The sequence below is a fragment of the Bacteroides sp. PHL 2737 genome (assembly GCF_004115325.2).
Lineage (GTDB): Bacteria > Bacteroidota > Bacteroidia > Bacteroidales > Bacteroidaceae > Bacteroides > Bacteroides hominis.
Genome location: NZ_CP040630.1, coordinates 932608 through 958060, shown reverse-complemented (window position 1 = coordinate 958060; position 25453 = coordinate 932608). Strand labels below are relative to the sequence as shown.

Here is a 25453-nt window from a genome sequence, read left to right as displayed (position 1 = left end):
CTTAATCTTTATATTCATAATACAATAACACCGGATTTGCATCACCATCCAAAGAATCCAAATCATTTTTCCCAATCACTTCATCCTTCACAAGGCCTTGAGAGATAAAATACTTCATCTCAGGCAAATGACAGGGTTTAAGAGAATAGAAAACACCTCTATCACTCGCATACAAAAAAGTAGGTATCTGCCTGTGTGATGGTTGCTCTCCGAACAACACATCATCTTTAGAGCGATCAAACACCATAGTTTCACCCGTACTCTTATCATACAACGCATCCGTCCCCATCATTCCTTGCATATACGAAAACCCAATAACAGAGTCGTTCACAAACACATCAGATAGATTATAGGCCCTTCTTTGTGCCCCTAAATGCTGAATCAGCTTCATCATAGCCAATCCTTTGGTCGAAGGATTATCAGTAGTCCCAAGTATTTCTAAATCTGTTTTACACACCCAATCCTGACTCTTCACTACCATATAAGGAATAACCTGATCCCCATTCACATAGATAATCGTATCCATAAAGTCCTGAACAAAAAGAGCAGACTCAGTTCCTAAATTAAAAAACATATTCCCTTGAAGAGCTATCCCGTCCCAACCCTTTTTGTAATCAGCTACTTTAAAAAACATTTCTACATTACCTTCATTATCAAAGTCGATTCTTTGTAATAGGTAATGCTCTTGTCCAGGTTCATCTTCCAATTGATAATCAATATTTGCGTACAAGTACCCCTTTGAGAAAAACATCCGATTCAATCGATGTTCAACATTGCAAACTCCTAAATACTTTCCCGAAGCAATATCATACTTAAATATCTTTTTTTGATTATAATCGAATATATATATTTCCCCTTTTTTTGTATCAATCGTAAAATCTGCCGGCTTAGAATATTCTCCCGGTCCACTGCCCACATCACCTATCTTACGGATAAACCGCCCTTTAGAATCGAAAAGATATACTCCGCATGCTATCTCTTCATCAAGTACAATATAATGACCTTTATAAACCTGCATTTTATTAACGTCTCCCATCAACACAGATTTATCCATTGCCAAAGGAATCACTCTTACAGATTTAAACACATCAGAATACAAATACCAATCTTTCTGAATGGCACTATCCAGATCAGCTATATATATTTCGTTCTTTGAAGAAGCATTCTGTTTCTCCCCCAAAGAACAAGAAGAAAAAGCACTAAGAAACAATAAAACCGATACTATACGGTACCAAGCAATCTTTTTATTGACAAGGTATTGATCTCGTAAAATCATTTTCTGCAATTTGTGCTCCATAACAATCATAAAAATAAACCGCAGTTCCACATCCACCCGGACTGCCCCCTATTTCATCTTCAGCCAAAGCTTCTAAAGCTTCAATAGAAGCCAACCAGTCTTCTATCAGAAGACTTCTCCGCTCTTGTAAACATTACATTTGTAACAGTACCTAAAATCAATAGAACACCCATCACACTTAAAACAAGTTTTTTCCTCATAATAATCAAATTTAAAGTTCAACAAATATATTCAATTAACTCTTCATTTCAAACTATTTAGCATTCCCCATTATCTTTAATCGCAATGGAGACGCGGAAGAGTTACAGTATACCGTAATAGTTTTATTAAAGTGCTCCGGATGATCCGCTTTATAAGTTACAATGATATCCAAAGACTTCCCTGGTGAAACCGGTTCTTTTGAATACTCCACGGAAGTACACCCACAAGAGGTAACCACATCATCAATAACAAGCATATTCTCACCGGTATTATATAAAGTAAAAATACAATGCTGAGCCTTCTCCCAAGAAAACTCTCCAATGTCGATAAAGGAGTTAGAAACAGAGACTTCCGTCATTTTTTTTTGCAATTTTCCCCATTCTACATTTTTCCCTGAAATAATGTTAACATATAATTCTGAAATTTTAGAACTATAAACTGGATTCCCCATCGCCAACACTTTATTGTTCTCATTTAACAAAAATGTTTGAAGCATTATTTCATGTGGAAAATGATTCAATTTATTAAGAGAGTCGTTCTCATCAATATAGACAAACTGATTAAACTTATTCCTCTGCAAAATTGAACGCAATTCTTCCACATCAGAAGGATATGCATAAAAGAGAAACCTAACAGAAAAATCTCCTAAAGAATCTATTAAAGCCATAAATAACTTCCATTCAGACAATTTCATTTTACAATTTAAGCATCCAGCAGAATCTACATACGTTAATATCGTATAATTTACACTATCATTTAAACCCATTCCCAAATGAGAGAAAGCTTCATTATCAGGGAATACAATTTCTCGACCAACCCAATCATTTACAATTTTTTCAGCCCGAAAATCAGAACATCCCATAAACAAACAAATGCCCCAAAGCATGACTGCGGCTCTATATCCCATTACTCTTAAATATTTATTTGGCCTAAATCAATATAATATAAAGCAGGATTTAAATAGGTATCCAAACCAAGGCATATAATCATATTCTTATTTCTCCAATAGGACAAACTTCTTATTTTTTTATCCAAATTTAAAACCTTATATGGCATTCCTTCCCAATCGAAAATTAAAATTTTATTAGAATAAAACACTTCATCTTTTAATTTTATCGCATCTTCTAAAGTGTTTTCGTTATAAAGGGCAAAAAGAAATTGATCATTAGTCGCTACGGAAGAAACTCCCAGTTTTGTTTCTTTTTCTAAAGCAGCACTATTCATTCCTCCTACAGTAGAAAAGACAGGAAGTGTACCAACAACAGACCTGATCAATCTGATATTTTCAAAATCCGTAAAGTCATAGACTTCAAAGACATCTCCATATACTGAAAACCACGCCATCCTCTTTTTAGCAGGAGAAACTACAGAAGGTCCTTGCAAAATTTGGGTAACAGCTTCAGGAGTTTTATTCTCAAGGTAAATGTCATTACCAAAGTCTATGAACTTATTCAAGTTAGTTCTTACAGCAAAGTGCTTAACCGTACCTGCTTTAGTAAAAAAAGCCAAACTATCATCATAGGAGATCGAACAAATTCTTTCTTCAGGCAAAATGGCATCTTTCGTTAGAATAGAAAAAGTATCCTTCAAAAGAAATGTTGAAACAGATTGCCCCATAACATCATGAACATAAAACCCTTTCTCATTATTACAATATCCCATTGTTTGCACATTAATAACTTCATTTGCACCTTGTCCTTTAGATAAGAAACGTTTAAAATAGGCTGTTTTATAATTATAACACGATAATAGAGAATTCAATTTGGGTTCAGATAAAATTATATAATCTCCAACTCCTAGAATCATGTCTGGAGCTTGTAGCGAATCCATTGGATATCCTTTTATTTCAAACAATTGTACCTCTTGATTTTCAGCAAACAAATCTAAAAATAATTGACTTTTCTCTTGCTTACAAGAAATTAGTAACAACAGCAATAATACACTCACATATTTCATAAAATTCAAATTATTAGAAATTAAAAACAAGAGGTATCCGAAAAGTTAATATTAGCCTCTCTCTTTCAGAAAAATCGGAAGCACGATTGACCTTAGGGATACCCCACTTTCTCACTTATTAATTCGATGTAATGGTACACGTTACTTCAGGAGCTTTTACCTCATCGTGACAAGTTCCCCACAAAGCAAGACAACATGTATATGTTGTTTCAGTACCGGCTAATGCTTCAGCATTAGCTAGCACTATATTCGACATTGTCATTTCTGCTCTCTGTGACTGATATATATTGTAGCCTGCAAAAGTTGCGACTACAGCGACTATCAGGGCCGCAAAAACCTTTTTACTCATAATCTACTTTTTTATGATGTTAATTATTCTGTTGTTTGTCGTGTCTCTCTTTCGGGGAGCCACCTCCTCCGTAGAAAAAGTAAATGCTACATTTACTCATTCCAATTAATTTTTTGCTATCTTCGTACCGGGCAACCTCCTTTTTTAAAGGTTATCCGGGAGTGGACAATTCTAAGACTTTTCCCAGGACGTAGATCGTTCCACTCCCTTTCTAACCCAAGTTAATAATGCAATGAATGATTATAATGTGATAAGATTTATATAAAAGAGTCCTCACTCCCCAAGACTAAATCCTTGAACCACATATTCTACTTTGATATGGTTAATAGGACAATCTACAGATCCGTCACCTAAGCAACCTAAATTGGTAACGTGTTCACCACCGGCAAGCGCCTCTACATTTTGCAAGAATAGGGAATTCACTCTCTTAGGAGTTTTCGCGGCAGGCCAATACCCGATCAAGGCTATTAAACCAAGCCCAAAGATCAATTTCATATAGTTTTTCATGACTTCAAAGTATAAGTGTTAATAACTGGCAACAAAGGTAAAAAGAGATTTTGGATAAACCGCTATCAATTTTATTGCCATTTATTGCCATTTATGTCAAATCATTGTCAACAAGGTCGTCTATGAACAACATACGATAACGATCGCTTCCAAAACGCCTGAAACAAACACCACAACCAGTTTGCTCTAACCTCTTCCCTAATTTGTTTCCGGCAGAACAAAACATATTTATCTGAACGTTCGATTGACCTTTCCAAATAAACTTAATGATATCCTCATCAGTCACAGTATAATCGGGAGCATCTAAAAAAAGCTTTAGAATCTGACACTGTTGGGGGGACAAAGACATTTTCTTGCCATTACAATTAAGAACTCTATTCTGGGCATCAAAAACAACTCCATGACGTAAACTATATAGTTGTCCTTCTACTTTACAAATCTGCTTTATTAGAGGTACCTTTTCTTCCGGAGATGTTTCTTTTTCAACTATTATTTCACGAATCACCTCTTTCTCAACAATAACTTCCTTTTCAACGACAACCTCATAAGGAACCTCCTTTAATTCCGGAGGCCGATTTACCATTTTATAATAAAAGCAGATAAATAAAAGCATCAATAACAAACAAATTACAATCCATCCAAAAGGTTGCCAATGATACCATAATATTGTTTTACAACTAAAATCTAAAAGACCGATGACCTCTATCTCACAACGATTACCTATATATGAAGTCACAACCTCCAAAGAAGTATCCCACACACCATCGTGACTGGATGAACTAATAATCTTTCCTTGAAGATTTTCCATCCGCACATGTATAGTGGACTCTGTATCAATGTGATCTTTCTTAAGCATACTCTGCCAATGTTCATTTAAAGAATCCGGCAATAAATGGGATTTCTCACATAGGATAGAGTGTATTGACCGGTTTCTCAGATTCCGAGAAATGTTCTTTTTACTTTTCAAAGAATCAACCTCGTACGCTTTTTTCCCTTCTGCTGTTGTAATGCAAATTTTCAAAGGTAGAGTATCGGATGAACTCTCAGCAAACAAGTGAAATAGATTTAAATCTCTTTCTTTTCTTTCCATCTCTTCTTGAAGCATCTGTACGAATAGTCTCTCCGCCTGTTTATGTATGCCCATCTTATTTCGTTGATAGAAATAGGCTCCAACCAATAGTGATAGGATTATCACTCCAATAACACACGAAAGCAATTCATTTTTTGTCATTTCGATTTATTTTACTGACAAAAATAATATTATTTCCTAACAAGAAGCTAAAAGACAGAAAAAAATTAAATAACAAATTTAGAGATATACAAAACAGTTTGTAAGCATTCTGTTCATTTCACACGCAAACAAAAACTCTTGTACGAGTCAACTAATTCCAATATTCCTCCAAGATAGATTGTATTCAGTACCGTTCCAAATTCATCACGGTTATTGCCCGAAAATAACAAAGTCTCCTCCCGCTTGTCTGTTCCACCCCTGCATAAAGAAAGATTTGAAAAACAAAAAAATATACATATCAAGCAAACTCGTAACATCCTAACAAAAAAGTCAGTTTAACTGATAACAATAATAATGATAGCGCTCTTCTCCACCATCCGTTTCTTTTGTCATCAGGCAGAGTCGTTCATCATTACTATCCACCGAGATGCATATACCCCATCTATCCAATATCACTTTCTTTACAGCACGTCCTTCCCAATCAAATACATAAACTTCATTTGCTATTGCCTTATTTTTCCCAATTTGCCCACTGTAAAGTGCATAAACATAGTTTTCAGTGGCTACCCCACGAAGAAATCCTTTAGGAGAATCGGCAGAGACATTAACAGAAGACACTTCGTTAGTAGATTGATTCTCAAATAACGGCGTATACGTATTCAAATGTACTACACTTTCCAGGCACGTGTCATTTACCACTTTCTGAATAGATAATAAATCGCACTCATACGCCAAGTAAGCAAAACGTTTTTTATCCGGCTTCATAATAAGATCCCCCTGGAACAACAAATAGTTTACATCCCGATTTACCGCTTGCTCTGTTTGTGGAAAAGGGAGATATTGATTTAAAATCTCTTTCTGATTGCATTTTGCTATCAGGCCACTTTCAAAAGTCCCACTCCCGTAAAATATGGAATCCGAATATGCATATACCCTATTCATTCCTAACTTAGGAGCTGAAACACAATCTATCTTTGAAAGACTGCCTTGAGCTAAACTATCAATTCGAAAAGAACTTATAGTTTGCAAAGACTGATCATACAGTATCAAGGTATTTGATAGCCTACTATAGAATCCGCATATTTCATAAAATCCTTCCATTTAGGCAATTGCAATTTACAACTGGAACAACCCAACGAATCGACATAGGTCACGATCTTATAATCCGAAGCAGGGATTTTAAAATCGACAGGAGTTTTTCCATATAACGTAAAACTAAGATTTGTCGGAAATTGTACCTCCTTCCCATTCCAATTTTTAACAAGTTCTTCAAGTTTTTCCTTCTCGGTCTGCTGACATGAGATTAGAAAGAGAAAGCAACCCAGTATAAATATAAGATTTTTCATTTAAAATAAAATTTGATTAAACAGGGGTTATCATCTTCTAAACGCTCTTCCAGCTTCTTATATTCCTCTGGAGGAAGCACTTTTTCATAGTTTGGAAAGTCTTCATTGAAAACAATACAAGTCAGGAAATCTTCATTAAAGGCTAAAGGTTCAAAATGAATGTCTTCTGTTGTTTTTTCAAAAAAGAAACTTTTGCCGTCTTCCTTCCGGTAAAATAGATTTTTCGAATGCTTAAGCCCAAACACCAACATGATATAATAGAATTTATCATTCTGATATTGATCGCATAAAAAATAAGGCACAGTAGAATCACGTAAATACTGCAACATTAATTTATATTCTTCAACCTTTTTATCCTCTAATAAAGTGAATCCATACTCCTTCAAATCAAGATTATCTTTTCCAAAATCCCAACGGTATGCAACCCGTAAGCTATCTGTCCTTACTTCATATACTTCATTTTGATAAGGATTGGAAAAATATACTTTATGTTCATAATTATAAAAAGGTTTAGAATTCAGAATAGTGAAAACGGGAGGCACATGCCAAAATTCTTTCACATTCTTGAAAGACTCTTTAGAAATGACGCTGATACAATTATCACTCTCAGAGGCAGGTAATGTCCATGTAACGAAATACTTACTCTCCAGCTCCTCTATCAATTGATAATTTGCCCTCGTTGGCAGTTCTATTTCTTTTATGAATTTTCCATCCAGAGAATGCACATAAAGAGAGCCAAATGGAGATAGCATATACACTGCATTTTCTTTTTCTTTAATAACGGCATCGTATATTTCACGATACTCTCCGGGACCTTGTCCCTTTTTACCTATTTTATGCAAAAGATGCCCTTCTTCATCAAAAGAAAACACAGCCGGAACCCCTTCATCGACAATATAATATCTGTTATCTTTAATAATAACTTTCACAGGCCTTACAAGAAAGGAGCTATCATTGGTTTCCAATGGAATGACAGATATTTTAGAAAATAATTCTTCCGTTGCAACAGGGCGTTCAACCAAATCGACATGTAATACTTCACAGTCGGTTTTATCTCCAGTACTTTTACATGAAAAAAGTATAAACAAGAGAAGTGTTAACAAGATATTCTTCATAACTTTATTAGATTAGATTAACAATGCAGGAAGTTATACCAAAGTGTTTTTCATGTCTATATACGTTTTAAATACGTGCAAATATAAGCCATATTTTTCTTATACTCACCATATAGTGCGTTACAAAGCGCTACAAGACCTCAATTTCCGGCAGTTGCAACTGAAAAAGATCCCTATTGTGCTGAACAATAGAAATAGAAGGATCGATTTGAAGTACCTTAACTAAGCGGTGCTTAGCTGTCCGGAAACACTCCCGACTCCCTCCGGATAAACACTTCTCGATTTCCTTACGTGTCAATTGACAATCAGTAGCATTTAAGAAAACCAGCAAGAGAGTATAGGACTGGAGATTAAGTGAAATTATTTCCTCATTGCACTCCAGTGTCTTTTTATATACATCAAAGGTCAGTATAGGACTCAATTTATAGATCAAGGATTTTGTTCCCAACAGTTCTTTTGCCTTTTTTAGTTCCGCTATTTGCCCTTCGTACGCCTTTGACTTTTGCTCCAGATCCTTCAACAGCATGTCCTTTTCCCGAGCATCAGATTGCTCCATTTCAACCTGTTGCGCATATTGATCCCATATACTCTCTAACTCTTCTAATTTTTCTTCTTCTTTGTTTAGCTTCTCCACCAATAGTCCACACTCAGACTGTGTTTTAAACAAGTGCTTTCTCACCCTAAACAAATAGATCAAAAAAACAATCAAACACAAAGCTATACCAACAATCATTCCGAATGGAAAGAAATGATATCTACAAACCGACCACCAAGTATAAAATAAAAAACCGGAAACCTCTATTTCACATCTCTCCCCCAAATAAACAACAAACTTCAACTCTGGAGACAGATTGACAGTTTGGCTTTTTCTATATAAGATCCTATTTTCCAAGTCTGTAGTTACTATTTCTATCGCAACTCTTGCCAGAATATGTCGTGTTTGCAGGCTATCCGCCCAGGTCTGACTCAAAGTCATGAGAGATAACTGCTTCTCGGAACAAATAACAGAGTGTAATGAACGTTCTCTCGATATCTGAGAAAGATTTTTCCGGCTCTTCGCAACATCCACTTTATACTGTCTGGATCCGGTTTCGGTCATAATCGAAATACGTGTCACTTGATATCCCTGAAAAAGAATAAAATAAATCCAATGCTTCCCCTTTCTTTTTCATTTCATCTTTCAACACTTGTATAAATAGGTTTTCTGCCTTTATATGCATCAACTTCTTATTCCTTTGAAAGAAATAATAACTAACATACTGCTTATTCATGACAATATATGTATTGTACGGATTTAGAAGAAGCACAATGGCAAGTTATTGAAGTTAACACTCAAATTCCACAAGATGCAGATTAAAGTATCTTATGATTCTTAGAAAAATATTTTCTTCATACAGTCTAAGTTCATCTTGACAGCCAAGATACGCATCTTAAGGCGCAAGATGTGTATCTTGGTGCGTAAGATGTACATCTTGCGTGCTAAGATGAACTTTAATTACTGACCTGAGCAAGTTTACCTCTCGCGTTTTAGAACTTTTAGTAAAGTGATTTGCCGTTTTAAGATTGGTTTCTTAACTTCTTTCTGTTTTTTAGTAGCATCACCCCGTAGTGAATCTATTTAAGCGGAAAACCGTTTATAGACAGCTTGCTTTATTCTTGAAAATTGTAGAATACACATCAATTTAAAGATAAGCAAGACAGTTCATAAGCATTCTGTTCATTTTCCGCAATTACATAGATTAGATTGTTTTTCTCATCCACAGCTATATTTACAAGACCGTGGTTAGCCTTAATTTTACTTGTTGGAAGTCCTTGCCAACTAAATACAGTAATCTCTGAAGGTAAAGCTTCGCTTCCTCTATTATGCAATAATGCATAAATACTATTATTTGTTGCATATACATCTTCGAAACCAATCTGAGTCGTTTCATTGGAAACTACATACGCCGGAATTGCTCCTTCAGCAATACCATATTTAGGTTCGTAAATATAAAGCGTTTTATTCAATGACAAACGACAATTTTCGTCCAAGTCAAATAGCTCCAGGATCCCTCCCAGATAGGTCGCATTCAACATCTTCGTCCTGTCCGGTTTTAACTTGGTTTTGGTATTACTACAGAAAACCGACCATACTTCTTCTTCATTATTTGTATTTAAACAATCAGAGAAAGAATTGTATAATTGAGTAATCTTTCCATCTTTTAATAATCCAAACCGAAGATCCTTATGGTTCGCTTTTACAAGAAAATCCGAATCTTTAAGAGAAAGCATATCATAGATTATTGTGGGTACCTCAGAGTGTGGCAAGCTACCATAATTCACTTGCATAACTTCAGATTTCAATGAATCTTTTAAAAAAGAAGAGACATCATATTTCACTATTTTACGCATTGAAGAATCGTATGCATACATGTTTTTTCCATCTTCAGATAAATTGAATGCCCCCACATTTATAAAATCAGCAGGCCCCTGACCTTTTTCTCCAAATGATTTTACAGGTACTCCCTTTAGAGTAAACAGATGAAAGAAGTTATTATTAACATTATCCAACACCAGTAGCATTGAGTCTATAAGCTCTATTTGCAAAGGATACGAAAATAAAAACGTATCATTTAAAACAACCAGTTCCCGTGATATGCTATCGCTACAAATAACTTCGTTTGAAAACTCAACCTTCTCTTTTGCCGGATGACATCCCCAAAGAATAATCCCTATTAAGATTAATACACTAACATTTTTATTCATAAGCATTCGATTTTAGGCGGACTAAAAGCTTTACTTAGCTTTCAGACCTAAAGGTTTCTACTTTAAAGTCCTTTAGGAAGTGACTGATTTGCCTGTTTTAAAGGGAATAGAAATACTTCCACTCCCTTTGATAAACACGCAGCTATCTTTCTTTAGAGATAAGATACTGAATACAACTTTAATCTCCTAAACTGTATCCCTCATATACAACCTCTACCTTGTCATGGTTTACAGGACAATCTACAGAGCCCGGCCCATAACACAGAGTGTGCGTAAAATCTTCCCCACTTGCCAGAGCTTCTACATTTTGCAATAAAAGAGGATCTACATTCTCAGATTTTTCCACCGGTTTTAGATACCAAACCGAAACGATGGCAACCAAAAGAGAAGCCACCTTCAAATACTTAATTTTCATCAGATATATGTTTTAATTATTCACTGCAAAGTTAAAGGCTATTAACCAATAAAGCATCATTTATTGCATTACAAATTATTACATAGTATAAAAAGCTTCATAAATTACCCCTTTTCAGGAAGTACTAATTGATATTTATCAATATCCCTTTGAAAAATAGTAATATCAGGATCCACACTCAACAAAATACGTAGACGAGAAATAGCCACTCGCAAACGAACCATACCTCCACCACCATTTTTCCACAGGCATTCTAATAATTCGTCGTAAGTTAAAATATACTCGGGAGCATTCAAAAAAGCATTCAAGAGTCGACAAGCCTGCGAAGTAAGAGGAATAGCTCGATCTGCACATATTAATACTTTTGCATAAGAATCAAAAGTAACTTTTGGACTCAATACATAAAGCAATGGTTCTTTACCAGATTCCCTTAATTCTTTAAGCTTTTGAATCTGTTCCTCATACTCTTTCAGCATCTTCTCCATTCTTTTTCGTTCTTCTTCACGCTCTTTACCTCTTGCTGAAAGATCTTTAACTCGATTCTCATATTCTTTTTGCTTTTCCTCTAACCTTTTCTGATCCTTTTCTAATTTCATCCGAACCTTTCTTTCACGATCACAATCAGTGGCCAAACGTATCTTGTCAATTCGAATTTTGGATATATATCTCTTTATCAGAAGCCAACAACAGAAAATAACAATAAGAACAGCTACCACACCACCTATCACTTTAAATGGAGTGGAATGATACTGATATACAGCCCACCATGGATAAGAGTAAAAACCAATAATCTCAAGTTCACATCTATTACCCACATAAAAAGTAAATCTGTGTGTCCCGGAACAAAAGTCATTGCAATCCTTACATTTAAAAAGAGAGATAGTATTATCCAAGTTAGTTACTGATATGTGTATATCAGATTGGACAAAAATTTCCCGCCTTTTGAGCTCCTCGTCCCAAAGTTGGCGTAAAGTGTCTACTGACAAACAAGTCTTCATACAAACAATAGAATGCCAAGATCGTTCTGCCATATTTTGCGAAATATTCTTTTCACTTTTCTTAGCATCTACAGTATAAACCTTAATTCCATCACTGGTTGTAATGCGTACCGTTAGAGGAATAGTATCGGTCGTTACCTTAAAAACATAAAACAGATTCAACTCTTGTTGCTTTCTGTGCAACTCTTTCTTGAGCACTTCTACTAAAAGGTCTTCTGATTCGGTACGCATTGCCTCCACATTTTTCTGATAGAAATGAATGCTGACCAAAAATGCTTGCATTATTATACCCAAAATCCATAAAAATAATCTAGAGCGTTTCATCGTAGTTTGTTTTTGCAAACAAATGTAATACTTTACAATATTATCTCAAAATCTCACTACCAATTTCACTGATTAACAGAGGATAAACATACAATCGCCCGGTTATTGATATAAAAAATAGAACCCTAAATGTTTACCTCAAACAACAATAATCAAAAGATTATTTATTTCACCGCATTTCCCATATTAAATTCTAAAATAATTTAACGATTAGGCTAAAAAAGAAATTTTGACATAATACGTCCATTTCAACGCATTACAATTTATTACATACCATCACATTATTAAAAACCAACCCATTAACAGGTAATAAAAAGTAATACATTCTTTTTAATTAAAAGAAGCACATACAATTAACAGATAAGAAATCGAGGCTGGGTGTCAGGGTAATATTGTTTTAACAGCCTCACTCTCCCCCAACTCAATGTATAAAACAAAAAAATTGTCTAAGGAAAAGATCTCGACATTAAGCAACCGTCTAAATATCAAATATTTAGAAAATGATAAAACATTCATAAAAGCATCTGCAAACATAAAGGGAGCTATTCTGACATTACGATTATTCCACTATCAGAAGGTACCATAAAGTATGTAACCAGGAGTTATTTTTATCCCTGGGAGTTATTTCTACCATTTTTTATGTAATCAATCAGTATCTAAATATAAATAATAAGCGGGCAAAATCTGATAAGTGAAGCATAGATCATGAAAATAAACCTGATTACCTCACAACTATAAAATCCCCTCCATACGGCAAAGTCTAAAACAATCGTAAATATATACATTAAAATCCGTTACCAGATATTACCCATATCTTTTAAAAGATTATACCCAATCAAGCTGTACAAAAAGCCCTATAATTGCAGCACCAACGACTAATTGGGAATTCCCCCCAAAAAAGAAGTTTGAAAAAATGATGGTTTAACTATGAAAACAAAATTAATAATTATCTAAATACAGTTATGGAACCAGTTATTCTATTTTTACAGTTGATCTTATTGGACACACAATTTAATGATGTATGTCCTTGTATGCAAACCGATGTACAACTCGACCTTACAAGTCAGTACCAAACAGCTACTTTTATACCTGCTTTCTTATGGCAGATGTCATGGGTATACCCGATTGAGGGTTTGGTAATAGGGTTGTTTATTGTTCTCATGATACGTTATAGAATCATGTATAACACGAAACTCTTTTCCCACGAAAAACTGGGCATTGTTCAAAACATAGCTCATAAAACTCAAACCCCACTGACTCTGATGCATCACTTACTGGAAGAAATCGCCTCTGACAACCTTCCTGAACCTACATCTCAAAAGTTAAAGCGAGTGCTTGGCTACACCAGCCACATCATGAACAGCTACCAGAATATTGGAATATTCAGCAATATAGAGAATGAAATATATCCTGGTTCTCCCATTGAGTTTGAACTTTACACTTTCATTACCTCAATCACCAATCAATGCCAGAGTTATGCCAATACTCGCCAGATACAATTAAACGTCAGCAAAGATTTCGGCTATATCAGTTGCCGGGTAGACGAAATTACCATGACTGCAGCCTTACAATGCCTATTGAGTAAAATAATCGATGCCACACCTTGCAAAGGTTGCATTAATATGAACGTGTCGCACCTGAACAACCATTGGAGCCTCCGGATTACCAATGGACCAGAATGCAAACAGGACAATAAAAAGTTACTTTCTCTACTCTCTGCCCTTATGTTGATATACCACTGTGGGAATCTTCAAATCATAAAGAAGATAATCCGCTTACATGGTGGAAAATTAATCGGGGATTGCCATAGGCGAATTATTACTTTTCAAGTTATCGTTCCCATAAACGGTTGCTGCAATACAATCCAATGTCCGGAAGTGGAAATTCCTACCATAAAAGATGGCAAGATGGGCCGTTCTGATAAAAATAGGTCACACGTACTGTTAGTCATGTCAGACAATGAGTTGAGTAGCTACTTAAATGAAGCCCTCTCAACCCTCTTCCGGATAACTATTCTTAATAATCCGGAACGTTTATCCAATTTCTCCGGTCAGCGAACACCAGATATTATCATTATTGATGAAATAGTGAACGGTATAGGCGGAAAAGAAATTTATTCCCGGATAAAATCAAATGCCAGCATGGTTCAAACTCCCGCCATTCTCCTGATGAACTTCAATGATAATAGGAGTTATCTCACCCATATCCATTGTGGAGTAGATAAATTGGCACCACGTGCAATCAGTATTTGCAGGCTTAAAGCGGATATACAAGTACTTATAAATAAGCATAAACGTATCAAACAGCTTCTGGAAACCAATTTGCCTGCCGACCTCCCTGAGACAACTTCGAAGAGTGAAGAGAACACCCTATTTATGGATAAAGTAAATAAGCTTCTGGAAAAGAATCTCTCATCAGACAATTATACGGTCGACATGTTAAGCGCCGATATGGGAATGTGCCGTACTACATTCTATACTAAATTAAAAGAGATTACAGATAAAGCACCTGCAGAGTACATGTATTATTTTAAAATGAATAAAGCCAAAATTTTACTGGTTACACAAAAATACACCGTTACAGAAATAGCAACCTATTTAGGCTTTTGCGATGCTAAATATTTCGGAGCAAGATTCAAGAAGTTCTATAAAGTGCCGCCTACGCGCTATATCAAAGAGATTTTATAATGCCCGTAAGGGTTTATAACCTTTTCATGATCTCGTCACACATACCTGGGCTCATAAGCCCGGGTACGTGGGACAAATCTATTATCAAAAACCTGAATGTTCATTCTTATTCTCATAAGAATCTACTTCCCGGTTTTTCTCACCGGAATAGTTCCATACGATTTCATCGGTATACTCCTTTCCTTTGATTGCGGCTACAGCTTTCAGAACATTTTTCCCATCAGCAAGTACCACATTATCGAAGATGTAATGCACATCGGTATATCCTTTGCGAATACCGCCCAGTTCTTTTCCATTCAGATATACTTTAGGAGTCCCGATATTAGAATAGACAGTAACGGTAGTCATTCGTTTTTCACGATCGACATTACGACGTTGCGTGAGATAAAGAACCGGATTCTCACTCCAGTTGGCCTTGTACCAGAAATAAGAGTCTTTCTTTATTTTACGGTCAAAGGTAACCAGGCCTTTCATATTACGTGCGGGAACACCGCCACGTGTCCACATCGGTACGGCAAAATCAAACATATTCCAAAGATAAGAAGCGATGATATATGGATGGTCTTTGATGACACTCCACTGATATTCGTGTGTCTTAGTCTGGAATGTTTCCGGATAGAACGGCTTGCCCCAATTGAGGGCGTCACCCAAATATTCGGTTTGATGGGCCAAGTTGGCATCGGCACCATATTCAGTCAACATCAGCTTCTGATAAGGATATTCTTTTTCAAGTTGTTCTACCCAAGGCTTGATATCCTGTATCTTCTTCTCGTACCAACCGAAATAACGGTTCATACCCTGTATATCCGCATTCAAATTGACCGGATGTTCCATATGTCCGTATCCATTGACCGAAACGGTATAACGATCCGGATCTTCCGTCTTAGCAAGATCATGAAGAGATTGGGTCAAGGCAGCTGTATATTCATGAGGCTGATATACTTCGTTATGAAGCCCCCATACGTAAATAGAAGGGTGATTGAAGCTTTGACGGATTAGTTCACGAAGCTGGCTTTGGGCATTTTCCGCTTCGTATCCGGTCACCCGGTTTACACAAGGTATTTCGGCCCAGATAATCAGTCCCAGTGTATCACAACGGGAGTAGAGATAATCTGACTGTTGGTAGTGGGCAAAACGGACAGTAGTAGCCCCCACATCCATTATTGTAGCCAGATCGAAGTCATGATGTTCATTCTTAAGCGCACTGCCCAGTCCCCACCAGTCCTGATGGCGGGTTACGCCATACATCGGATACTTTTCTCCATTCAGAAAAAAACCTTTCCCGGCCACAATCTCATATTTACGCACACCAAGAGGTTGCACCACCTCGTCAATTACTTTTCCATCTGCCATCAGCTTGCAGACAACCTTATAGAGATAGGGATCTTTGCGTCCGTGCCAGAGGTGCGGATCTTTCATCTTAAAAGTAGATGTATAGGTCTGTGTTCCTTGCGGAGTCAGGTCGAACGACTGGCTGTGTACACTTACTTTACGCCCATCCTGCGTATAAATAGCATTTTCAAGAGTCAAAGCAGCAGGTTGGAGCCTGGCATTATCCAATTTTACCTTCACAGTTATATCGGCTGACTTTTTTGAAACATTCTTTTGGGTAATATAAACACCCGGAGAGGCACAATCGGTAACCGTAATGTTATTCTGCTCAGTTACAATCAGCCATACGGGACGGTAAATACCACCATATACTCCGAAAAGATTCTGATTGACCGGAATTACGTCGGGACGGGCCTTATTGTCGGCTTTAACAACGATCTCGTTCTCTGTTCCGAACTGAAGGACCGTACCTATTTCACAGGCAAAAGCAGAGTAGCCCCCCTTGTGAGTGCCGACCAATTTTCCATTGACGTATACTTCCGAACAAGCCCCTACTCCTTCGAAACGCAGAAATATACGTTTATCTTTCAAATCTTGAGGAAAAAACTGTGTTTTCCGATAGTAACCCACCCCTTCATAGAAAGAGCCCGATTGAACTTGCATATCCTTGGCATTCCAGGTATGTGGAATCTCAACAGTCTCCCACTTTCCGTCCCATTGTGAAGCAGCCCGCATCGGATCGGCTGCAAAAGGACCTTTCTTAAATTGCCAGCCGGTATTGAATGCGGTAACCTGTCGTGCCATCAATGGAAAAACACTACTGCACAGGCATAAGCATGCAATAATTAAATAAGATAGTTTTCTCATAATATTTTATTTTAATGATTGGTCACCTTTTTGCGGGTGAACACACAGATAAGGAAATTCTACTATGTCAATGCATCCCGGTACTTGTCTGTCGTAGCGGAAGTTTCTTTAATTTGCAATTTGATTATAAAGGGTTCTCCCGAATTTTGCGAAGGCATAGCTACATTATATTCATTCCGGGTGGTCTCGACAACCTTCAGTTCCTGTCCGTCCGGTAAAGCGGCTTTCTCTATTTTTGTGCCTTTCGGAACCTTTACATCAAGGAAACCCGAATAGGGACAATTGAATACAACCATATAAATCTCTTGACCTTTACAGGTATAGTATCCCCAGTCTCGTTTATCCCATCCGGCATAGCCACAGCCATAAATACACTCACCATACTTCTTCATCCATTTACCCAAAGCTACAGCCAACTCCTTCTCTTCCGAACGGAAATCACCATCGGCCTGAGGACCGAAATTGACTACCATATTCCCTCCCATCGATACAGCATGCACAATACGGTCGATTACTTCTACCGGAGTCTTGACATAACTCAGTGACCAATCCTTATGATATCCCCACTGATTTTCGGGAAGGGTCATACAAGCTTCCCAATCCCATTTAGTCACCTGCAAGTCCTCCAACGGATCAGGAAGACGACGTTCGTACCCCGATTCATAATCTCCCATAAGACAGCCATTGCTATCGAAGTGTCTCTTGCCATAATCATCGGCACGAAGCCGGCTATTGACAGTGACTCCCGGCACAAGATTCTTCAACATCTGCTCTACATGAGCCGTCCACCAACCATTCTTCTTAATACTTGCATCCCAAGTGCCGTCGAACCAAAAGTCCTTAACCGTCGGATAGCGGGTAGCCAATTCCTTCAACTGATTATCGGTGAAAGTGAGAAAACGGCTGAAAGCAACGCTATCTTCTTTCGATGAAATCTCATAACGATAATCCGGATGGCTCCAATCCATTACCGAAAAGTAGAAATGCACGTCGATACCTTCATCATTGTAGGCTTTTACCAACTCGCCTAAGATATCTTTCTTAAATGGAGTCTGCGCTACGGTATATTCACTATACCGGCTCGGCCAGAGACAGAATCCTTCGTGATGTTTCGTTGTTATCTTGACGTATTTTACTCCCATCTCTTTGGCCATTCTCGCCCATTGGCGTGCATCAAATTTTACCGGATTCCATTGTTTCATCAGCCCCAGCCATTCAGAAGCAGGAACTTTAGCCCACGACTTGAGCCATTCGGCAGCTCCATTATATACTTTACCTTTCCACTCGCCACCGGGAATGGCATACAGTCCCCAGTGAATGAATTCTCCCAAACGATTGTCGCGAAACCGCTTCATAGCTTCGTCCTGACGCTTGCCGATGTTAGTGGCACCATATTTTAAAGGAATTTCCTTTTTAGGTTCTTGGGCTAAAACATGGATTGAAATGCAGAGTGCAATTAAAATAAATAGTTTGTTCTTCATGGTGTTCTATTTTCTAAGGTACGCACAAAGATAAAACATTGTAGCCATATAACAAACAAGGTGTAGCCATACGTTCTCAATGACTACACCTTTTATTTTATATGCAAAACTACGGATTATCCGAAAACTTCTTCACCTTTCAGCGTGGCAGAACTGGCTTCCGTAATTCTTACGTTCACAAAATCGCCTATCCGGTGAGTACCACGATCGAATACAACCACCCTGTTCTGCTCGGTACGGCCGAACAACTGATCGCGCGAACGTTTCGAAACACCTTCTACCAATACTTCATAGGTCTTTCCGATACAGCGGGTATTGGATTCAGCAGACAAACGATTCTGTAAAGCAATTATTTCATTCAGACGACGAACTTTTACCTCCTCGGGAACATTGTCTTCCAGATGTTTAGATGCATAAGTACCGGGACGCTCGGAATATTTAAACATAAATGCTGCATCATAGCCACAAGCCTCCATCAGCGAAAGTGACTCCTGATGATCTTCCTCTGTCTCGGAGTGGAAACCGGAGAATATATCCGTAGTAAGCCCGCAATCGGGGACAATACGCTTAATAGCCGATACACGATCCAGATACCATTCACGCGTATATTTACGATTCATCAACTTAAGAATGCGCGAGCTACCGCTTTGCACGGGAAGGTGAATGTGTTTACATACATTAGGCACTTGTGCAATCACCTCCAAAGTTTCATCACTCATATCTTTGGGATGCGAAGTTGTGAAACGGACACGTACATCCGGCGCCGCCTCAGCTACCGCACGAAGCAACATTGGGAAGGTAACCACTTCTCCTCCCTCCTTCTCAAAACGATAAGAGTTTACATTCTGCCCCAACAAAGTAATCTCTTTGTAACCTTTTGATACCAGATCGGCCACTTCGTTCAGAATACTTTCCACATCCCGGCTGCGTTCACGACCACGGGTGTAAGGCACTATACAATAGGTGCAGAAGTTATTGCAACCACGCATGATGGATACAAATCCGGAGATATGGTTACCGCAGATACGTGAAGGAATCACATCCCGATAGGTTTCCGTAGTCGAAAGCTCTACATTCATTGCCTTCTCACCCGCTTCCACAGAAGCGATCAGTTCCGGAAGAGTCAAATAAGCATCCGGCCCCACTACAAGATCTACATGATGATGTTCAATCAAATCATCTTTCACTCGCTCGGCCATACATCCCAACACGCCTACAATCAGATGCTTCTTCTTTTTCTTCATCGAATGAAAAAACTCCAGACGATTCAGAATCTTCTGCTCGGCATTGTCACGGATAGAGCAAGTATTCATAAATACCGCATCAGCCTCTTCCAGCGTTTCGGCAACCGAATAACCGGCCATTTGCATCACAGAGGCAATTACTTCACTATCGGCCACATTCATCTGGCAGCCATAAGTCTCGATAAACAACTTCTTGTTGTCATCAGCAGTTGCGGATTTAAAGTCCGCTCCCGTCAATTCGTTCATAAATTCAGAATTTAAATTTGTACCTGCAAAGATACAGCTTCATCCTCAAAAAGTTGTGAAATGAAACCAAAATAACACTTTTGCTTATCGATTCAGAGGCAAAAGGATAATTTATGTTAATAGAACAAACATTTATGGCGTAAGGATTTGGCACTATTAATTTTATTTCACACATTTGTGCAATGAAAGAAACATTAGATTTTTTCATAGTTAAGGTTTAGGTTAAAAAAATTAAGGGGAGCTGTGAAGCTGCCCTTTTTTCATGCCAAAATATTGGTATCAATCAGATTAAATGTATAACTTTGGCGGACTGTAGAAAATAAAAGTACTATGGATGATATTTTAAAAGTCCTCGTCATTATGGCTGTTTTCGCATTACCTCTTATCAGACAGATCAAAAAGAGCAAAACGGAAAGATCTGCCCAAAAACCTTTCGTACCCATTCCGGATACGGAAGAGGCCGAAGTCCTTCAAACACCGCGAAAACATCAAACATTCCGTTCCCAACCGCTCCCTCCGAAAGCGGAAGTGAAGAAAAATAAAACAATTCCTCCGAAAATGGAAACATCCCCGACAGATGATCCGGAATTTACCATTCGCTCGGCTGAAGAAGCCCGAAAAGCCATTATCTGGTCCGAAATTCTGAATAGAAAATATTGAAAAATTATTCCTAACACGAAAATAATACTATAATTATGGCATTCAAATCCATTTCTGCAGCAGAAGCTGCCAGCCTTGTAAAACATGGCTATAACATCGGCCTCAGCGGTTTTACCCCCGCAGGAACGGCCAAAGCTGTCACTTCCGAAATAGCGAAAATAGCGGAAGCGGAACATGCAAAAGGAAACCCTTTCCAGATCGGCATCTTTACCGGAGCTTCTACCGGCGACTCATGTGATGGTATATTATCACGTGTAAAGGCTATCCGTTATCGTGCCCCTTACACAACCAATCCCGATTTCCGTAAAGCAGTGAATAACGGTGAGATTGCCTATAATGACATTCACCTTTCACAAATGGCACAAGAAGTGCGCTACGGATTCATGGGAAAAGTGAATGTGGCTATCATCGAAGCTTGTGAAGTGACTCCGGATGGAAAAATCTATCTGACAGCTGCCGGTGGAATTGCACCAACCGTCTGCCGACTGGCCGATCAGATCATCATTGAGTTGAACAGTGCACATAGCAAAAATATGATGGGAATGCATGACGTGTACGAACCGCTCGACCCGCCTTACCGTCGTGAAATTCCAATCTACAAACCGAGTGACCGCGTCGGACTACCTTATATACAAGTCGACCCGAAAAAGATTGTAGGTATCGTAGAAACAAACTGGCCGGATGAAGCCCGTTCATTTGCGGCTGCCGATCCTATTACTGATAAGATTGGTCAGAATGTGGCCGACTTCCTGGCTGCCGACATGAAACGTGGCATTATTCCTTCCACCTTCCTTCCGTTACAATCGGGAGTAGGTAACATCGCCAACGCAGTTTTAGGAGCATTGGGACGCGATAAAACAATCCCTGCTTTCGAAATGTATACCGAAGTTATCCAAAACTCTGTGATCGGATTAATCCGTGAAGGTCGTGTAAAATTCGGAAGTGCCTGCTCACTGACCGTAACCAATGACTGTCTGCAAGGCATTTATGACGACATGGACTTCTTCCGTGATAAACTGATTCTCCGTCCGTCTGAAATCTCTAACAGTCCGGAAGTAGTCCGCCGTTTAGGAATCATCTCTATCAATACCGCCATTGAAGCAGATATTTATGGTAACGTAAACTCTACCCATATCGGTGGAACCAAGATGATGAACGGTATCGGCGGCTCGGGCGATTTTACACGCAATGCTTATATTTCCATCTTTACTTGTCCGTCAGTGGCTAAAGAAGGCAAAATCAGTTCCATCGTTCCGATGGTTTCTCATCTGGATCACAGTGAGCACTCCGTTAATATCGTTATTACCGAACAGGGAGTAGCCGATTTGCGTGGCAAAAGTCCGAAGGAAAGAGCACAGGCAATCATCGAAAACTGTGCACACCCGGATTACAAACAAATCTTATGGGATTATCTGAAACTGGCCGGTAATAAGTCACAGACTCCTCACGCCATTCAAGCCGCTTTGGGAATGCATGCCGAACTGGCTAAAAGCGGAGATATGAAAAACGTGAACTGGGCAGAATACGAAAAATAAACGATAAACGATGAACGATGAACCGACTGTGACTTCTACAAAGTGTTCATCGTTCATCATTTACAATTTACCAGTATTTCGCATACTTTATTTTGAAAATTCCTTGCTTTGGCTGCCGACAATACATTTTGGTTCATAATGGCAAAGGCCACCTGATGACCGTTAGCCATCTTTAGGTAACCGGCTAATGTGTTAATGGCAGTATAAGATCCCGTTTTGGCATGTACATTCTTAAATGCCGACCCTTTTTTCATACGATTCTTAAGTGTTCCATCAATACCTGCAACCGGAAGAGCTTTATAGAGCTTCCGAAAAATATCTGTTCTCGAATAAGCAAACTTCAAAAAATCAACCAACAGGGCAGGAGAGAGGTAATCGTAATTTGACAATCCACAACCATCAGCTATTTTATAATTGTCCGGATCATGCCCCAAATCTTTAATCAGCCGATGGATCTCATCGATCCCGTCTTTAGCCGAAACTTGCTTTTTGCCTGTAGCTTGTGCTCCTAAACGGCAAAGTAATGCTTCCGCACTCAAGTTATCACTTTCTTTCATAATCTGGTCTACTACTTTCTGAACGGGACATTCCCAACGTGCCATGCGGGTAGAAAGACTGTCGGGCTGAAAGCTGTCGAAAGCATACTGCTCCGAAATCTCTATCCCTCTATTACGTAAACGTTCGACAAAGGTATGCAGAAAGAAGTCCTGCGAAGAATACACATTCACATCACCAATTCTTCTATTCTCTACATTTCCACTGACAATAAGATTATTTTTATTCTCTAACCATCCTCTCGAAACAGAAAACTTACCGGCAGAAGGAGTACGTGTCTCAGTTTCATTGATCACAGTATAATAAGAGGACGATGGTTCAAAACTCAGGCGCGCCGAGTCACCACGTATCGTTCCCGGTACAGCCGTTACTTTCACTACACCTTTATGATACATCAATGGCGACAAATAAGGCTGAAAAGAATAGGGAGTATCATCCCATGCCCAACCGCTTCCCCAATAAAGAGAATCTTTCATCGATATATCTCCATAGATTCTCCCTTTCAATACTGAAAAAGGAAAAGTTATCACTTCCTCCACCAATGCATTCATACCTTCATCGTCAAACTCCGGGTCGAATCCGCCAATCACATAAATGTCTCCGCGGAGCGTATCATGTTCTATAGTACCTTTATACCACACTTCGGTCCGGAAAGGTTCATCTGCATCCGGCCGGGCAAGCGCGGTTATAGTAGTTAAGAGTTTCATGGTAGATGCCGGACGCGAAAGCTTGGCATCACGGTATGTATAGAGTGATTTCTTTGCAGTCAGATCATACACGGAAATACCAACTTCGGAACCTTGGGGCAATTCCTTCTTAATAAGTGAATCAATTGCGGCGAAATCTACCTGCCCCCGGATAATAATTGAAAAACAAAAAGAGAATAAAATAAATAAATTCAGTTTCTTCATAATGCTTATAAACAACGAATGACAAGTCATAAATTACGGGTTACGAGTAATTGCGCCATTATACGCATGATACTTATAACCCGTAACTTACAACTTGTAACTCTTACAATGCTTCACGGAATATTTCGGCAACAGTAGGATGGGGAAAAACAATCTTCTTCCATTCGGCCGCTTTTAGTTTCATTTCTATGGCCATACCTGCTAATGTGATAATTTCAGAAGCCGGATTGCCTAAAACATGTGCTCCCAAAATCGTATCATCATCTCCAAGCAACACTTTACATACACCGTTTACCCCTTCATTTTCGGCAACAAAACGTCCAGAATATGCCATAGGAAGCTTTACAGCACGATAAGCAATACCTTTCGCAATAAGGGACTCTTCTGTTTGCCCGACTCCGGCTATTTCAGGATTGGTATACACTACACCGGGAATAGCACAATAACTCATTGTATCTGTTTTACCGAGAATTGCATGTACGGCTACTTCCGCTTCACGAACTGCCGTATGTGCCAATAAAGAAAATCCGGTTAAATCCCCACATACATATACTCCGGGCAATGAACTTTCCATCTGCCCGTTTACTAAAATACTTCCGCGCTCTGTCCGTTGAAGATTCAGGTTCTCAAGTCCGAAACCTTTTGTTACCGGACGGCGACCTACACTCATTAGCAATTTCTCCGCAGTCACATTTCCGGCACCATCTGCATTCTCATAAGAAACTAAGACTCCCTCCTCTGATTGTGCCAACGAAACAACTTTAGTACTCAACAGAAATGTAATGCCCCGTTTAGCATAGTCAGCACGCAACAGAGCAGAAAGCTCTTTATCCATGCCTCCCAAGATCTCGTCCATCATTTCAATGACGGTCACTTTCACACCCAGACTGTTGAAGAATGATGCAAACTCCATACCAATCACTCCACCACCTACGATAGCAAGCGAAGCGGGCAATTCCTTATTGTCTAATGCTTCCCGATGTGTCCAATAATTTACCGTATCGATTCCGGAAATAGGAGGAATGAAAGTCTCGGATCCTGTGCAAAGAATTAAGTTATCACATTCATAGATTTCTTCGCCACAGCAGATTTTGTTTTTGTCCAAGATTGTTGCTTCTCCATTTATGATAGTAACATTATTAGACGTTAATTTTGATTTAACCCCCAAAACCAACTTGCGTACTACCTTCGACTTACGAGCAATGATCTTCGAAAGATCAAACGAAGCCTCAGAAACTGTTACAGCATACTTTGAAGCATGTTTAGCCCCATCATATGTCTTTGCCGAATAGAGCAATGTTTTTGTAGGTATACACCCTTCGTTCAAACAAACTCCTCCTAAATTCTGTTTCTCAAAAAGTAACACGCTTAAACCTGCTTTGCCAGCAGCTTCGGCAGCAGTGTAACCGGCAGGTCCCCCGCCGATAATAATAACCTGGTATTTCATAGCT

At 38.6% G+C, this 25453-nt stretch carries 20 protein-coding genes; 3 read left to right on the top strand and 17 right to left on the bottom strand.

The genetic code is table 11. The features are described 5' to 3' along the window. Position 1: 1 nt before the first annotated feature. From DBK98_RS03945 to DBK98_RS03890, 12 genes are all read right to left on the bottom strand, one after another. Positions 2–1276 carry a 6-bladed beta-propeller gene (locus DBK98_RS03945; RefSeq protein ID WP_005779724.1) on the bottom strand — a complete coding sequence of 425 codons (1275 nt, stop codon included), beginning with the start codon at positions 1274–1276 and terminating at the stop codon, positions 2–4. A gap of 274 nt (positions 1277–1550) precedes the next feature. After that, on the bottom strand, positions 1551–2405 hold the full coding sequence (locus tag DBK98_RS03940; RefSeq protein ID WP_005779729.1) for a DUF1573 domain-containing protein: 855 nt from the start codon (positions 2403–2405) through the stop codon (positions 1551–1553). A 5-nt stretch (positions 2406–2410) separates the two neighbouring features. Then, a complete protein-coding gene (locus DBK98_RS03935; protein ID WP_005779732.1) occupies positions 2411–3454 on the bottom strand; it encodes a BF3164 family lipoprotein in 1044 nt (347 codons plus the stop codon). 118 nt (positions 3455–3572) lie between these two features. Further along, complete coding sequence (locus DBK98_RS03930) at positions 3573–3803, bottom strand: NVEALA domain-containing protein (protein WP_005779735.1); 231 nt, start codon at positions 3801–3803, stop codon at positions 3573–3575. 273 nt (positions 3804–4076) lie between these two features. Continuing rightward, entirely contained in the window at positions 4077–4298 is a 222-nt protein-coding gene (locus DBK98_RS03925; protein WP_005822536.1) for an NVEALA domain-containing protein, read from the bottom strand. Positions 4299–4401: 103 nt separating this feature from the next. After that, complete coding sequence (locus DBK98_RS03920; protein ID WP_032535587.1) at positions 4402–5541, bottom strand: membrane protein; 1140 nt, start codon at positions 5539–5541, stop codon at positions 4402–4404. Positions 5542–5871: 330 nt separating this feature from the next. Continuing rightward, positions 5872–6642, bottom strand: a complete 771-nt coding sequence (locus DBK98_RS03915; RefSeq protein WP_233481226.1) for a BF3164 family lipoprotein — start codon at positions 6640–6642, stop codon at positions 5872–5874. A 241-nt stretch (positions 6643–6883) separates the two neighbouring features. After that, positions 6884–8002, bottom strand: a complete 1119-nt coding sequence (locus tag DBK98_RS03910) for a 6-bladed beta-propeller (RefSeq protein ID WP_032535585.1) — start codon at positions 8000–8002, stop codon at positions 6884–6886. Positions 8003–8132: 130 nt separating this feature from the next. Continuing rightward, positions 8133–9101, bottom strand: coding sequence for a hypothetical protein (locus tag DBK98_RS03905; protein ID WP_233481225.1), 969 nt, complete (start codon positions 9099–9101; stop codon positions 8133–8135). 578 nt (positions 9102–9679) lie between these two features. Next, positions 9680–10747, bottom strand: coding sequence for a BF3164 family lipoprotein (locus DBK98_RS03900; protein ID WP_032535600.1), 1068 nt, complete (start codon positions 10745–10747; stop codon positions 9680–9682). A gap of 178 nt (positions 10748–10925) precedes the next feature. Beyond that, positions 10926–11162: an NVEALA domain-containing protein gene (locus DBK98_RS03895; protein WP_032530142.1), complete on the bottom strand. Its 237-nt coding sequence runs from the start codon at positions 11160–11162 to the stop codon at positions 10926–10928. A 104-nt stretch (positions 11163–11266) separates the two neighbouring features. Next, a complete protein-coding gene (locus DBK98_RS03890) occupies positions 11267–12484 on the bottom strand; it encodes a winged helix-turn-helix domain-containing protein (protein WP_032535584.1) in 1218 nt (405 codons plus the stop codon). Positions 12485–13446: 962 nt separating this feature from the next. Here DBK98_RS03890 and DBK98_RS03885 point away from each other — a divergent pair. Then, positions 13447–15171, top strand: coding sequence for a helix-turn-helix domain-containing protein (locus DBK98_RS03885; protein ID WP_032535583.1), 1725 nt, complete (start codon positions 13447–13449; stop codon positions 15169–15171). Between the two features lie 84 nt (positions 15172–15255). Here the strand turns inward: DBK98_RS03885 and DBK98_RS03880 are convergent, their stop codons facing one another. The 3 genes from DBK98_RS03880 to miaB form a co-directional block, all read right to left on the bottom strand. Then, positions 15256–17370, bottom strand: coding sequence for a glycoside hydrolase family 2 TIM barrel-domain containing protein (locus DBK98_RS03880; protein WP_032535582.1), 2115 nt, complete (start codon positions 17368–17370; stop codon positions 15256–15258). Between the two features lie 62 nt (positions 17371–17432). After that, positions 17433–18851, bottom strand: a complete 1419-nt coding sequence (locus DBK98_RS03875) for an alpha-L-fucosidase (protein WP_032535581.1) — start codon at positions 18849–18851, stop codon at positions 17433–17435. A gap of 116 nt (positions 18852–18967) precedes the next feature. Then, positions 18968–20341 (bottom strand): tRNA (N6-isopentenyl adenosine(37)-C2)-methylthiotransferase MiaB, encoded by a 1374-nt coding sequence (gene miaB / locus DBK98_RS03870; RefSeq protein ID WP_005812447.1) that lies wholly within the window; start codon positions 20339–20341, stop codon positions 18968–18970. A gap of 330 nt (positions 20342–20671) precedes the next feature. Between miaB and DBK98_RS03865 the strand changes: the two genes are divergently transcribed. Further along, positions 20672–21001 carry a hypothetical protein gene (locus DBK98_RS03865; RefSeq protein ID WP_032531548.1) on the top strand — a complete coding sequence of 110 codons (330 nt, stop codon included), beginning with the start codon at positions 20672–20674 and terminating at the stop codon, positions 20999–21001. A gap of 35 nt (positions 21002–21036) precedes the next feature. Continuing rightward, a complete protein-coding gene (locus DBK98_RS03860; protein ID WP_005782811.1) occupies positions 21037–22536 on the top strand; it encodes an acetyl-CoA hydrolase/transferase family protein in 1500 nt (499 codons plus the stop codon). Positions 22537–22592: 56 nt separating this feature from the next. Here DBK98_RS03860 and dacB read toward each other — a convergent pair whose 3' ends face one another. Together dacB and lpdA are read right to left on the bottom strand one after the other, a co-directional pair. After that, positions 22593–24002, bottom strand: a complete 1410-nt coding sequence (gene dacB / locus DBK98_RS03855; RefSeq protein ID WP_032535580.1) for a D-alanyl-D-alanine carboxypeptidase/D-alanyl-D-alanine-endopeptidase — start codon at positions 24000–24002, stop codon at positions 22593–22595. A gap of 103 nt (positions 24003–24105) precedes the next feature. Beyond that, complete coding sequence (lpdA, locus tag DBK98_RS03850) at positions 24106–25449, bottom strand: dihydrolipoyl dehydrogenase (RefSeq protein ID WP_032535579.1); 1344 nt, start codon at positions 25447–25449, stop codon at positions 24106–24108. Positions 25450–25453: the final 4 nt, after the last annotated feature.